This is a genomic window from Brevibacterium sp. CT2-23B (genome assembly GCF_013168765.1).
In the GTDB taxonomy this organism is placed as follows: Bacteria; Actinomycetota; Actinomycetes; order Actinomycetales; family Brevibacteriaceae; genus Brevibacterium; species Brevibacterium sediminis.
The window spans coordinates 127,370-141,498 of record NZ_JABBYK010000009.1 but is presented as its reverse complement, the minus strand read 5'-3'; the positions used below and the strand labels follow the sequence as shown (position 1 = coordinate 141,498).

Below are 14,129 nucleotides of genomic sequence, written 5' to 3'. Positions count from 1 at the left end.
GGGTAGCTGCGCCCCCGTCAGGTAGCAATTAGGGGAGGTGGGGAATGTCTTGGGGAATAGTCCGGAGAACCCTACTGCAGGACAAGTCGTTTTGTCAGTAATGTGAACATTATGACGACGAACGATACTGCACTGCATGCACAATCAGCGGAGCCGGACGCTCTACAGGCTCGGTCACGGTCGCGCTGGATCGGTATCCTCTGGGCCCTGCATTGGCTGTTGCGCATCGGATTGGCGATGGCGCTCCTGCCCTACGCCTGGACGAAGATCTACCACGTTCAGATGGGCTATGCCGACTATGCCGACGCAATAGTCCAGTACGGCGAGATGAGCCCCATGGGGCTGCTGTGGCGTTTCATGGCCTTCTCCCCGACCGTTCAATTCCTGGCGGGCCTGGCCGAGCTTCTCGCGGTCATCCTGCTGCTCTTCCGTCGTTCTGCCTGGCTCGGCGCACTCATCGCAGCTCTGGACATGAGCGTGGTCTTCCTGCTCAACCTGACGTTCGACGTGCCGGTGAAGCAGCTCTCAGGAGCGATGGCCCTCGTCGGTCTCATCCTTCTCATCCCCAACGTGCCCCGAGTCGTGAGTTTCGCATTCGGGCGCAGCGTCGGGCCGGCAGTCAACGGCCTCATCTGGCACAACCGGATCTTCGTTCGCATCACCCGCTGGGTCTCCCCGATACTCGCTGTTGTCATCATCGTCGGCAGCGGACTGGCCACCGGAATCAGCCTCAATTGGGGCCGCCCTGGCGCTCCTGAGGAGATCTCAGGCGTCTATACCGTCACCACGTCAGGCAAGCCCGCCCTGATCGAGGGCACTGACCATACAACCGAGGACATCACTCAGATCGCCTTCGGGCAGATCGGATCGGGCAAAGGCAAGAGAATGAGTGTGCGGTACTCCGACGGAGACTTCCAGGATGGTGTCTACAGCGTCGATGGCCAGTCGATCACAGCGAAGCTCTACCCCGTCCGGAAAGGCGCTCAGACGCTTATCCGCGATTCCTCAGGTACGGCCGAGTTCCAGTACTCGGAGGTAGGAGAAGGGGAGTTCTCTCTGCGAGCAGGGGAATCGGAACTGACGCTGCGCAATGATGAGGAGCGAAGGTTCCTCTTCGATCGAGGATTCCGCTGGGGACCCGAAACACCCGTCAATCGCTGAAAGCCGATAAATCAATGGGCCCCGCCGATCGGCGGGGCCCCAAGCATCCGTCAGGGATGCAACTGCTCAGCGGCGTATCAGCGTCCGAACAGCTTGGAGAACAGGCCCTTCTTCTTCGGCTTGGCGTCCTTGCTCGGTTCTTCCTCGACCGGAGTCTCCGTCTCGGCGGGTTCGACAGGCCCGTCTCCGAGTGGCCGCTCGTCTTCCGGCCGCTGCTCTCCGCGTGCGGTATCCGAAGCCTCCGCCGCAGGCTCTGCAGCTTCGTCGGTCTGAGCTTCGGCCGTCGGGGTCGCCTCCGCTGCCGGCTTCTCGTCTGGCACGGACTCCGTGGGCGCAGTTTCCGCCGTTTCCCCTGCCGAGGCCGGTGTAGGTGTCGTGGGTGTCGACGCAGGTGGTGCGGCAACATCCTTCGCAGCGGGAGCGGAAGTCGACTCGGTCGTGCGAGAGGCGGCGGCCGCCTCGGCGGGGGTGCCTGTGGTTTCCGCGGCGGCGTACTGCTCGGCGGCCTCGCCCTCCAGCGGCGCATTCAGGTCGCAGTTGGAGATGCGACGCTGATCGTCGAAGGACAGGTCGGCCGAGCCGTCGGCGAACAGCATCCGCAGGCCACCTTCGGGAAGCTCTGCCGTCGGAATGCCGCGTTTGGCGACGTACGCGTCGATGGCCGCGCGGTGGTCGGTCACTGTCGTCTGCGTCAGTCCCTGCATGAGCGCCCGCACAGAGACCTTGACCTGCGGTGCGGGCAAGGCGATCTCGGCGGCATCGACGAGGAGCCAAACAGTGGTTCCGGCTCCGGCGGCGGCAGGATAGTGGGCCCACTTATCGGTGGCCTCCTTCGACGCCAGGGTCAGCCGCAGTGCGAGCTCCTCATCGAGGGATAGCTCAGGTGTCGTGAGCTCGCTGACGTCCTCAGCGGCCCCGAAATTGCGCACCTCGTGGGAGAGCCCGACGACGGCGTCGGGGAAGTCATTGACGTTCTCCCAACCCCACAGCCACGTCTTCTCCCTGCCTGACTCCGAACCGAGCAGATGCGGCCGGGTGCGCAGGACGGCGCCCTCGGTCGACGTGAACGACAGGTGCGGGTCGGAGCTGAAGTCGACTTCCCACTCGGCGTCGGCGATGAGCGCACCGAAATGCGTCTGCACCTCCGTCGAATAGAAGACGGCACGATTGACCAGGTCCTGCAGAGTTGAGCTCATGCTTTCAAGCGTATGCGGGAGCGCCCGAGAAGCGAGGAGGCACGCGGTGCGAAGGCCGTGTCAGTGCCTCATGGTGAAGTGGAGGTCGTGGCAGAACGCCCCCGATCAGCCGCCGGCTCGTCTATCTCTGAGAGGAGAATCAATGTAAGGTAGTCTGTTGCGCTTCGCAACTCTCACGACTCCATCATCAGCCGCTCTTCACTCAGGACGTTCAACGTGGCATTACTCCGCCTGTCCCTGAAATACGCCAAAAACTACTGGCCGTTCATCATTCTGGTCGTCATCCTGCAACTGGCCTCGACCATCGCAGCACTGTACCTGCCCAGCCTCAATGCCCGGATCATCGACGAAGGAGTCGCCAAGGGCGATACCGACTTCATCTGGTCGACGGGCATGACGATGCTGCTCGTCTGCCTCGTGCAGGTCGTCACCGCGATCACCGCGATCTACTTCGGCGCCCGGACGGGAATGGGCGTCGGCCGCGACCTCCGCAGAGCCATCTACCGTCAGGTCGACGACCTGTCGATGCTCGAAGTCGGAAAATTCGGATCCGCCACCCTCATCACCCGCAACACCAACGACGTCCAACAGGTTCAGATGCTCGTGCTCATGACCCTGAACTTCATGGTCTCGACACCGATCATGTGCATCGGCGGCATCATCATGGCCCTGCGGGAAGACGCCGGACTGTCCTGGCTGGTGTGGGTGTCCGTGCCCGTCCTGTTCATCGTCGTCGCCATTCTCGTCTACCTCCTCATGCCGCTGTTCCGCCGCATGCAGGACCAGGTCGACGACATCAACGGCGTTCTGCGCGAACAGATCACCGGCATCCGCGTCATCCGTGCCTTCGTCCGTGAGCCCTTTGAGACCGACCGCTACGCCGATGCCAACCGTGCCCTGACCGAAACTTCGGTCAAGGTCGGCAACCTGTTCGTGCTCATGTTCCCCGCCATCATGATGATCCTCCATCTCGCGACCGCCGCCGTCCTGTGGTTCGGTGGCCACCGCGTCGACGCCGGACAGATGGAAGTGGGATCGCTGACCGCGTTCCTGCAGTACCTGCTGCAGATCCTCGTAGCCGTGATGATGGGCGTATTCATGATGATGATGATTCCGCGCGCCGTCGTCTGCGCCGAACGCATCGCCGAGATCCTCGACACCCGCAGCACGATGACCATCCCTGCCGGTGTCAGGGAGCTGCCCGGTCGCGGTGAGCTCGAATTCCGCAATGTCACCTTCGGATATCCCGGCGCCGAGGTGCCTGTGCTCGAAGGACTGAACTTCACCGCCCAGCCCGGAACGACGACCGCGATCATCGGATCGACCGGTTCCGGCAAGTCGACGATCGTCAACCTCATCCCCAGACTCATCGACCCGCAGGTCGGGGAGATCCTCATCGACGGCACCCCCGTCACCGAGTTCAACCGCCACCAACTGGCCCAGCTCATCGGTCTGGTGCCGCAGAAGCCGTACCTGTTCTCCGGCACGATCGCCTCGAACCTGCGCTTCGGGAATGAAGACGCCACCGATGAAGAGCTGTGGGAGGCCCTGCGCATCGCTCAGGCCGACGACTTCGTGGCTGAGAAAGAAGACAAGCTCTCAAAACGCGTCGCCCAGGGAGGCACGAACTATTCCGGTGGGCAGCGGCAGCGTCTGTGCATCGCCAGAGCCCTGACGGTGAAGCCGCAGATCTACGTCTTCGACGATTCGTTCTCCGCCCTCGACGTCGCCACCGACGCCCGCCTGCGGGCCGCCCTCGACGAATCGACGGGGGACGCCACCGTCATCGTCGTTGCCCAGCGTGTATCGACGATCCGGGACGCCGATCAGATCATCGTCCTCGAAGCCGGGAAGATCGTCGGCCGCGGCACCCATGAGGAACTCGCCGAGACGAACCCGACCTACCGCGAGATCATCGAATCCCAGCTGACCACGGAAGAGGTGAACTGACATGGCCGACAACAACTCAACCGAAACTGTGGTGGCTGGGGAAGACGAATACATCCCCAGCGGCGAGGAACTGGAGATGAGCGGAGGCACACCTCCGCGCAAGGCCAAGCACTTCTGGCCATCGGTCAAGCGTCTGTTCGGACTCATGGCCACGGAGAAGAAGGGCATGTTCTACGTCGTCGCCCTCGTCGTCGGCTCCGTCGTGCTCACCGTCATCGCGCCCAAGGTCCTCGGCAAGGCGATGGACGTCGTCTACTCCGGAGTCATCGGCGCTCAGCTGCCCGCTGGTGCGAACATCGACGACATCATCGCCGGGGCCCGCGCCGAGGGCCGAGACGACTTCGCCGATATGCTCGCCACCGCCGAGGTGGTGCCCGGGCAGGGGATCGACTTCACGGCGCTCGGTCAGATCATCATCGCCGTCCTGCTCATGTACCTGGTGGCCTCGATGCTCATGTGGGCGCAGGGGTATATCCTCAACGCCCTGGTCATGCGCGTGGTCTACCGTCTGCGTGAGGACATCGAACGCAAGATCAACCGACTGCCGCTGCGCTACTTCGACACCCGTCAGCGCGGCGACGTGATGTCGCGAGTGACCAACGACGTCGACAACATCCAGCAGGCCCTGCAGCAGGCATTCTCTCAGCTCGTGCAGTCGGCGCTGACGATCATCGGCATCGGCGTGATGATGTTCATCGTGTCCTGGCAGCTCGCACTGCTGGCTCTCATCGCTCTGCCGCTGTCGGCGATCATCGCCGGCGTCATCGGCACCCGTTCGCAGAAGCTGTTCAAGGCGCAGTGGAAGCACACCGGTGAGGTCAACGGGCACGTGGAAGAGTCATTCTCCGGTCTTGACATCGTCAGGGCCTTCGGCCGTGACGAGGTCATGCTCGAGGAGTTCGACCGTCGCAACGAATCGCTGTACAAGGCTTCGGCAGGAGCACAGTTCGTCTCCGGCATGATCATGCCCTCGATGCAGTTCGTGTCCTACCTCAGCTATGTCCTCATCGCCGTCGCCGGCGGCCTCAAGGTCGCGACGGGACAGATGACGCTCGGTGATGCAACCGCGTTCATCCAATACTCGCGCGAGTTCTCGCAGCCGATCTCCGAAATGGCAGGTGTGGCAAATATGCTCCAGTCCGGTGTCGCCTCGGCGGAGCGGACCTTCGAACTGCTCGACGCCGAGGAAGAGGACCCCGACGAGGTGCAAAGGGAGTTGCCCCCGCGTACTCCGGGCAAGGTCGAATTCTCCGAAGTGAGCTTCCGCTACGCTCCGGAGACGCCTCTCATCGAAAAGGTGTCCTTCACCGCCGAACCGGGACATACGGTGGCGATCGTCGGCCCGACCGGCGCCGGAAAGACCACCTTGGTCAACCTCGTGATGCGCTTCTACGAGATCACGGGCGGAACCATCTACCTCGACGGCATCGACACCCGCGACCTCAGCCGGGCCGACCTCCGCTCACATGTGGGCATGGTGCTCCAGGATGCGTGGCTGTTCGAAGGCACCATCGCCGACAACATCCGCTACGGCCGGTTGGGCGCCACCGATGAGGAAGTCGTCGCAGCCGCCAAGGCGACGATGGTCGACAGGTTCGTGCGCCAGCTGCCCGACGGCTATGACACCGTCATCGATTCCGACGGCGGCAGCGTCTCGGCCGGCGAACGGCAGCTCATCACCATCGCTCGAGCGTTCCTCGCCGACCCCTCACTGCTCATCCTCGACGAGGCGACCTCATCGGTCGACACCCGCACCGAGGTGCTCGTCCAGCAGGCGATGGCAGCGTTGCGAAGCGATCGGACGTCGTTCGTCATCGCCCACCGGCTGTCGACGATCCGTGACGCTCACACCATTCTCGTGATGGAGGACGGAGCGATCGTCGAACACGGCAACCACGAGCAGCTGCTCGAGGCAGAAGGCGCCTACCACCGGCTGTACATGTCGCAGTTCCGCGGGGAGGACGCCGAGGAGCAGTTCACTGCCGAGGTGCTCGCCGAGGCCGATGCCGACGCAGGTGCACCGCTCGACGAGGCTGCGGCCTCCGACAGCGACAGCACGGACGGACCGGATACCGAAGGTGAAAGCCACGAGGCGCCAGCAGAGGAAGGCCGCTCTCCGCAAGCCTGATCGTTCCGAGCAGTGGCAGGGTCCCCGAGCTTGAGCTCGGGGACCCTGCATCGCATTCACCGCAGAAATCAGATGGTGTGCGAAAATCCGACATAACGTTTTTCAGGGTATGAATGCCGAAGTCGATCCAAATGTGACACTGCTCTGACCGCTCTGCCATGCGGCTCACCAGCCCCAAATAGAAGTTGTTGTGCAGGTGAGAGCACAGCCTGAGGCACGAACACGTGGGGGCACTATGACTGGGTCGCGCGAACAGTATTGCGAAGTGATAAACATTCGGCCAAACACCTCTATCACTTCTGTCATGACCTAAATGACCTAAAGTCGTGCGCTCTTCATTGCCTGCGTATGGTCCAAGCCATAACTGAAGACGGCAACCGACCAGAACTCTGGAAGGACCATCATGAAACGGTTGGCAATGGCGGCAACGTTCGCTCTGGCACTCTCCATCGGAGGATGGGGCCAGGCAGCCGCACAAGCAGATGAGCGTACAACTGCGCAGGCGGCCGACGTCCAAGCCGCAGGAGAATCAGGAAACAGCGACGCAGATTCCCCGGGAACAGAGGACCCGCCCACGGACCCTGGTGACGACGCCGCGGATCCCGGCGCACCTACCGAACCCGGTGACGGGGAGGAATCGACTGATCCGGGAGGCGACGAGAACGCCGCCGATCCCGGCGATGGTGAAGAGGCGGCCGACCCCGGCGAAGGTTCGGACGAACCGACCGAGGACTCGACCCCGATCGATGCCTCGTTCTCCCTCGACCAGTCGTCGATGCCCGTCGACGAGGCAGCCGAGGCCATCCCGTACACCATCACCGGACTGAAGGCCGGAGACATCGTCACCGCCGGACCCGGCGAGAACGGCTCCATCACCGTCGACAGTGACGGAACGTTCAACGGAGAGCTCCGTGGCAACACCGAGCTCAAGGTCGGCGACGTCGTCGATGTCACCGTGACCGTCGCGCGCGACGGCGAGGAGTCGAAGACGTTCAGCGGCAGTGTGGAGATCACCGACAGCCAAAATGACTCGGATGCGGCCGTCAGCGTCGACCCGCAGAGCCAGGGGATCGACTCGTATCTCGACAACGGTGTCGACATCACAGTGAGCAATTGCGAGGCGGGCGAAGAAGTGACCGTCACCATCGTCCGCAAGGGCGAAGATACGAACATCTGGGAAGAGACGAAGACCGCCGGCGATGACGGTTCGGTCTCCACATCATTCATGCCCGGCACCGGCGGTGACGGATGGATCGGTGACTTCGTCGTCAGCGCAGAATGCGGTGACACGAGCGCAGAGACGACGTATTCCGTCACTGAAGACGACGACAGCTCCGATGCAGATCTCAGCGTCACCCCGCAGAGCCAGAAGCTCGCCGACTTCCTCGAGAACGGTGTCAACATCACCCTCGTCGACTGCCACGTCGACTCCGAGGTGAAGTTCCAGGTGAGCTCCGCGAAAGATCCCAACACCGTGATCTGGGACGAGACCCAGGAAGCCGGTGAGGACGCAGCCGGATCCGTCCAGTTCCTGCCTGATGGTGACGGCGGCAAGGGCTGGATCGGTGACTTCAACGTCCTGGCCTCCTGCGGTGACAAGAGCGCAGAGACCACGTTCACGGTCACCGATGACGGCAGCGTCGTCGATCCCAAGCTCTCGATCAATCCCGAAACGATTTCGGGGGAGGACTTCATCGACCGGGACCAAGGTGTGCAGCTGATGGTCAACGAATGCGTCCCGGACGCCGAAGTCCACTTCGAGGTCTATTCCGGGGACAAGAGCGAGAAACTCTATGAACAGACCGCGACGACCAATGAGGAAGGAGCAGCCGGAATCCACGTCTACGGACTCGGGGATGATCCCGCGTACTACGTCGGGACCTACCAGGTCTTCGCCGATTGCATGGACGTCAGCAGGTCAGGAAAGTTCGAAGTCACCGGCGGTGAGTCCGGTGGCGGCAACGGAGGAGACTCCGGCGAAGCCGGCGGCGGTTCGTCGATGCCTCGCACCGGTGCTGAACTCACCGGACTGACCGCAGGTGCCCTGCTCATCCTCGGCGGTGGAGCAGCCATCGGACTGGCTCGCAGGAAGAACAAGAGCTGACGGTGACCGGTGATCCGTCGGGTTGGTGACTCCACCCGGCCCGACGGCGAGAGGCGGTCCTGGCGGAAGCGATCGGCCCCGGTTCCTCGACTTCGAGTCGAAGAACCGGGGCCGATCTGTGCTGTCTTCACAGGCAGTGCCGAACAGTTCGCGTGCACGCCCGTTGAGTCTCGTCGGCGCCTTGCCGGTGCAGGAACAACGGGCCTAGCTTGGTGGTCGTGGAGGCAAGGAAGCTTCCACGAAACCGATGACAGAGGAGCACAACCATGTCCAATCTAGGTCAGCCCGAAACTAAACGCGGTGACAAGGGCGCCGCGGTCCTGCGTGCCCAGCGAGCACTGCGGAGAACTCCCGATCACAGCGTCGCAGTCGACGGTGATTTCGGACCGGACACCGAAGCTGGGGTCAGACGATTTCAGGAGAGTGCCGGACTGACGGTCGATGGTATCGTCGGAAAAGACACCTGGGAATCACTTCCGAACGGTGGTCCGATGCCTCTGCTGAAGACCGGGTCGAAAGGTGATGTCGTCCGCGACCTGCAGAAGGTACTCATCTCCGGTGCAGACAGCGGTGATTGGCCGTCGCCAGGCGAAGCCGACGGAGACTTCGGGGCAGGCACGAAGGAGTCTGTGGAGGGCTTTCAGAAGTGGGGCGGCGTCGACTCCGATGGCATCGTCGGGGACAAGACATGGGCCGTCCCACTGCACGCCACGAACAGCACTCTCGAGACCGCTGTCGGACTCGACTGGGCCGAGGACTGATTCCGGCCAGGGTGCTGCTGACGGTACTGGTCCCCGGCTTCCGGAGTCGCGAGCAGGGGACCGCGGACTGAAATCTCCGAAATCGGCAATAACAATTCAGCCTGCCGAATTCCACGGAGTGATGACGATGTGATCGGCAAGCTGATCAGGACCTGTGTGCGCGTTTCACCTCGCCGTTTCTGGCAGGACCCGGTCCGACCCGGCCATGCTGGGCCAGAGGGGATGACCAGGAACGACAGTGGCGCCTCGGCGAGGGTGCCGTTGCAGGCGGCGCGTGGGTCTGAACGTCGGCTCAGCGTTCGAATCGGCAGGTCACATTGACGTCTCGAAACCGTTCGGAACGCTGTTTCGAAGTTGTCATGACCACAATGATCAGAACTCCACAGAACCCTTTCGTCTTGCCTACGGTCGCATCACAACCGAATACGGCAGATCAACCCGACAACGCTTTCAGAGCATCACTGGCAAGGACGAAAGAAGGATGATCACAATGAAGAAGCTCGCACTCGCCGCAACCGTCGCCCTCGGGATCTCTGCCCTCGCAGCTGGACCGACGGCCGCTTCGAGTCTCGATGCCGCACCTTCGGGCTCTGTGCCGACCGACGGAAATCACTCGAGTGAATCTGCGGCAGCAGGGGAGGAAGCCGCGGAGGACGACCCCAAGTCTCACGATGAAGATCTGGCGCTGAGGTACGCGACCATGACACTGTACGAGGTCGCGCACGGCAAGGGTATCGAATACACCGTCGACGGACTCAAAGCAGGGGACGTCGTCACCACGAGCCTCAACGACAAGAAGTCCGTGGTGAAGAAGGACGGGCCATTCGACGGCTCGGTTGTCGTGGATGAGGAACCGGACGTCCCGACAGACCTTCCATTCACGGTCTATGTCGAACGCGACGGTGAGACAGTGAGAGAGATGTTCACCAGAGTCGACCTCATCTCGGAGGGCGATCGAGGTGAATACGACGATGGCACTCTGTTGGTGAACCCAGAGGAGGACACGAACGACACGGCTCTCGGCACCGACGGAGTCAATCTCACAATGGTCAACTGCTCGGCCGAAGACGAGGCCGTGTTCCGCGTGTTCAAGAAGAACACGGATGGTCAGACGAAGGTCTGGGAAAAGCGTCAACTCGCCGGTGAAGATGAGTCCGCATCGGTCCGATACATAGCGGATTCAAGAAAGGACCTGTGGGGCAGATACGTCATCACTGCAGAATGCGGCGACCTCGAAGACTCGGCGCCACTGAGGGTGTACATCGACGAATAGAGGCCCGTGATCACTCCACCCGCCAACAGGATGCAAACGACGCCGGGTCCTTGACTCAGAACACTGGTTCTGAGTCAAGGACCCGGCGTCGTTCGTCTGTCGGTTTCTCCGCGGCAGCCGGTCGGCTCAGCCCTTGGCGACGAGCGTGCGCACGGCCGAGGAGAAGAACCCTTGACCGTCGATTCCGCCGCCGGACTCGGGGCCGAAGCCGGTCTCGACGGCGTGTTCGGGGTGCGGCATGAGGCCGACGACGTTGCCTGCTTCGTTCGTGATTCCGGCGATGTCTCGCAGAGACCCGTTCGGGTTGAAGCCCTGGTACCGGAAGACCACGCGTCCGGTGGACTCGAGCTCGTCGAGCACCTCGTCGGTGGCGACGAACCCGCCCTCACCGTTCTTCAGCGGAATGCGGATCGTCTGACCCTGCTCATAGTCGCTCGTCCACGCGGTGTTCGCGTTCTCCACGACCAGGTCCTGGTCGCGGCAGATGAAATGCTGGTGATCGTTGCGGATGAGCGCACCGGGCAGCAGACGGGATTCGCAGAGGATCTGGAAGCCGTTGCAGATGCCGAGCACCGGCATACCGGCATTCGCCGCGGCCACGACGGACTCCATGATCGGAGCGAATCCGGCGATCGCACCGCAGCGCAGGTAGTCACCATACGAGAAACCGCCGGGCAGGATGACGGCGTCGACTCCGGACAGGGTCGAATCCGCGTGCCACAGGTTCACCGGGTTCGCACCGGCCAGACGCACGGCGCGAGCGGCATCGCGGTCATCGAGAGTTCCGGGGAACGTGACGACTCCGACGGAGACACCGGACTCTGCGGTCGCCTCGGCGGTGGGATCAGCCGCGACAGCGGTCACGATGCGTCCTCGGCCACGCGGACTGCCACAACGTTTTCGATCACGGGATTCGACAGAAGCTTCTCTGCGGCTTCGCGTGCCTGGGCGAGGACCTCCTCGGTGGCTTCGCCGTCAACCTCGAGTTCGAACCTCTTGCCCTGACGAACCTCACCGAACCCGGTGAAGCCCAGACGGGTCAGTCCGCCGGAGATCGCCTTGCCCTGGGGGTCAAGGATCTCGGGTTTGGGCATCACCTCAACGACGACACGTGCCATGCGTGTACTGCTCCTTTGTGAAAGTGTTCGGGAGTTCCTCCCGCGCTCACCCAGAGTCTACCAACCACGGCCGAATTCCCCGCCCGCGGTCCGGTCGTCGGACAGGCCGGAGCCCTCAGGAATCGAAGCCCATGCCCACTGCATCGAGGACTTTGAGCAGAGGACCGCGACGACCCTCGTTCTCATCGGCCTTGATCAGCGCATTCGTCGTCATCTTGATGCCCAGCCACGCCATCGGCTCGGGCGGGAACGGCAGGGGCAGCTTGCGCACCATCTCGAGCTCGGTCAGTTCGGTGTCCTCACCGGAGAGCAGATCGAGCATGACTGTTCCAGCGAACCGAGACGCACCCACCCCGAGGCCGGTGAACCCCGCAGCCATGGCGACCTTCTTCCCATAGGCGCTGGTGAAGAACGAGAAGAACCGTGAACAGGTGTCGATCGGTCCGCCCCATTTGTGGGAGAACTTCAGCCCTTCTAGCTGCGGAAAGGTTTCGAAGAAGTGCTCGGCGAGGGTCTCGAAGGTCTCGGGCCGCTGATCGTATCTCCACGACAGCTGCCGCCCGAAGTGGTAGACGGCGTCCCAACCGCCGAAGAGGATCCGGTTGTCAGCGCTCAGCCGGTAGTAGTGGAATCTGTTCGCACAGTCGCCGATGCCCTGACGGCCCTCCCATCCGATCGCAGCCATCTGCTCGTTGTTCAACGGCTCGGTCATCAGCGCATAGTCGTAGACGGGAACCGTATGCAGACTCACCCGCTTGAGGAGCGAGGGGAACACATTCGTCGCCAGGGCCACCCGCTTCGCCGTGACCTGGCTGCACTGAGCGGCCGCGCAGTCCTCGAGCGTCTCCGCGGTCACGCGGGTCTGGACTCGCACGCTCGTCTTCGCGTCGCTGACATCGGTGACCTTCGTACCCTCATAGACCTCGACCCCGAGTTCGCGGATGACCCGCAGCAGCTCCCAGCACAACTTCGCCGGATGGACGAGCGCGACCTCGCGAGAATCCCACAGCGCACCTTTGTACGTCGGCGACTTGATGATCCCCGCGAGCTCCTGCTGGTCGAGGAAGATGAAACCGGATTCCGGATCATGGGCCTCCCGCAGCTCGGCGACCTGGTAGTCCTCGGTGGCGACATCGAGTTCGCCCGTGCGTTCGAACTCGACGTCCATCCCGTACTTCGCCACCGCTGCTTCGATGGCGTCGAGGTTCTCCCGGCCCAGCTGCGCGAGCCGATCGTTCTCCTCCGGCAGGTGGGCTTCCCCGTTGTCGTAGCCGTGAGTGAGGCTGGCCGCGCAGAATCCGCCATTGCGCCCCGAAGCGGCCCACCCGATCGAGTTCGCCTCGACGAGCACGACCCGACGGTTCGGGTCCCGCTCCTTGGCCTGCAGAGCGGTCCACAGACCCGTGAACCCGCCGCCGACGACGAGGAGGTCGGTTTCTCGGTTCTCCTGCAGCGGCGGCAGCGGCTTCGGACGGAGGTCGGTGTCGAGCCAGAACGGAATGGTCGAGGCGTCGGCCAATGCGGCATTGACGTCCATGTCACTTCACTTTCTTCGCGGTGCGAGTTGTGTGCCTCATGCGGCCATCGTCTTGATGATCTCCGTGGCGTTCCCGCCGGCCTTGCGCAGGACGAAGCCGACGAAACCGAGCGCGGCGAGGGTGAGCACGAACATCACCGTCGACATCGCCGCGACCTCGGGGCGCAGGGCCACGCGGACGGCGGAGAAGATGTAGACCGGCCACGGGGTGTAGCCCGGCTGTTGGACGAAGCTCGAGAGGATCGTGTTGTCGAGGCTGACGGTGAACGACATCAGAGCACCGGCGAGGATGCCGGGAGCCGCAATGGGCAGCGTGATGTCCTTGAACCGATTCCACGGGGTGGCACCGAGATCGGCGGCGGCATCCTCGAGCTGGGTGTCCATTCCGGCGAGCCGGGCCCTGACGATGAACGTCACGATCGCCATGGAGAACATCGCATGCGAGATGATGAGCCTGACCAGGCCGTTGTTGAGCGGGGTGATTCCCCAATCGACGCCGACGGTGACGAACCACGGCAGGAAGGAGATGCCGTCGACGATCTCGGGGGTGACCAGGGTCAGTCCGAGGATCGCGGTCAATCCGAGTGCCCACCAAGCGCCCCTTCGGGCCCGGGCCAGAGCGACTCCGCCGAGGGTGCCGAAGATCGTCGAGACGATGGCGGTGCCGACAGCGGCCTGCAGGCTCGTGACGATGGAGGAGACGATGATGTCGTTGTTGATGCCGCTGATGTAGGCGTGCAGGCCGAAGCCGCGGAAGTTCGCGAGCACCTTTCCGTTGTTGAACGAATAGGCGATGATCACCGCGATCGGCACGAACAGATAGACGAAGACGAGGATGCCCCAGACGTGCAGGGCGATATCGGTCGGAGTCCGACGTGCGAACGTGTTCTTCTTCGGCATC

At 62.9% G+C, this 14,129-nt stretch carries 11 protein-coding genes; 6 read left to right on the top strand and 5 right to left on the bottom strand.

All coding sequences use genetic code 11. The features are described 5' to 3' along the window. Window positions 1-111 precede the first annotated feature (111 nt). Window positions 112-1,161, top strand: coding sequence for a DoxX family protein (locus HIM68_RS18740; protein WP_253904072.1), 1,050 nt, complete (start codon window positions 112-114; stop codon window positions 1,159-1,161). A 77-nt stretch (window positions 1,162-1,238) separates the two neighbouring features. On the opposite strand, the gene HIM68_RS18735 is transcribed toward HIM68_RS18740, so the two are convergent. Further along, window positions 1,239-2,357, bottom strand: a complete 1,119-nt coding sequence (locus HIM68_RS18735; RefSeq protein WP_172175364.1) for a DUF6882 domain-containing protein — start codon at window positions 2,355-2,357, stop codon at window positions 1,239-1,241. A gap of 216 nt (window positions 2,358-2,573) precedes the next feature. Between HIM68_RS18735 and HIM68_RS18730 the strand changes: the two genes are divergently transcribed. The 5 genes from HIM68_RS18730 (at window position 2,574) to HIM68_RS18710 (ending at window position 10,573) form a co-directional block, all read left to right on the top strand. Next, window positions 2,574-4,307, top strand: coding sequence for an ABC transporter ATP-binding protein (locus HIM68_RS18730; RefSeq protein WP_172175362.1), 1,734 nt, complete (start codon window positions 2,574-2,576; stop codon window positions 4,305-4,307). Window position 4,308: 1 nt separating this feature from the next. After that, the gene (locus tag HIM68_RS18725; RefSeq protein WP_172175360.1) at window positions 4,309-6,435 is read left to right on the top strand and encodes an ABC transporter ATP-binding protein; all 2,127 of its coding nucleotides are present in this window, start codon (window positions 4,309-4,311) and stop codon (window positions 6,433-6,435) included. Window positions 6,436-6,838: 403 nt separating this feature from the next. After that, entirely contained in the window at window positions 6,839-8,539 is a 1,701-nt protein-coding gene (locus HIM68_RS18720) for an LPXTG cell wall anchor domain-containing protein (RefSeq protein WP_172175358.1), read from the top strand. A gap of 266 nt (window positions 8,540-8,805) precedes the next feature. Beyond that, window positions 8,806-9,300 (top strand): peptidoglycan-binding protein, encoded by a 495-nt coding sequence (locus tag HIM68_RS18715; RefSeq protein WP_172175356.1) that lies wholly within the window; start codon window positions 8,806-8,808, stop codon window positions 9,298-9,300. A gap of 490 nt (window positions 9,301-9,790) precedes the next feature. Then, window positions 9,791-10,573, top strand: coding sequence for a hypothetical protein (locus HIM68_RS18710; protein ID WP_172175354.1), 783 nt, complete (start codon window positions 9,791-9,793; stop codon window positions 10,571-10,573). Between the two features lie 126 nt (window positions 10,574-10,699). On the opposite strand, the gene purQ is transcribed toward HIM68_RS18710, so the two are convergent. The 4 genes from purQ to HIM68_RS18690 form a co-directional block, all read right to left on the bottom strand. Then, on the bottom strand, window positions 10,700-11,437 hold the full coding sequence (gene purQ / locus HIM68_RS18705) for a phosphoribosylformylglycinamidine synthase subunit PurQ (protein ID WP_139470425.1): 738 nt from the start codon (window positions 11,435-11,437) through the stop codon (window positions 10,700-10,702). Then, the gene (purS, locus tag HIM68_RS18700; RefSeq protein WP_025780534.1) at window positions 11,434-11,691 is read right to left on the bottom strand and encodes a phosphoribosylformylglycinamidine synthase subunit PurS; all 258 of its coding nucleotides are present in this window, start codon (window positions 11,689-11,691) and stop codon (window positions 11,434-11,436) included. The genes purQ and purS overlap by 4 nt, the downstream gene beginning before the upstream one ends. A gap of 115 nt (window positions 11,692-11,806) precedes the next feature. Beyond that, window positions 11,807-13,228, bottom strand: coding sequence for an FAD-binding oxidoreductase (locus HIM68_RS18695; RefSeq protein WP_172175352.1), 1,422 nt, complete (start codon window positions 13,226-13,228; stop codon window positions 11,807-11,809). A gap of 36 nt (window positions 13,229-13,264) precedes the next feature. Then, a complete protein-coding gene (locus tag HIM68_RS18690; protein ID WP_139470423.1) occupies window positions 13,265-14,128 on the bottom strand; it encodes an ABC transporter permease in 864 nt (287 codons plus the stop codon). Window position 14,129: the final 1 nt, after the last annotated feature.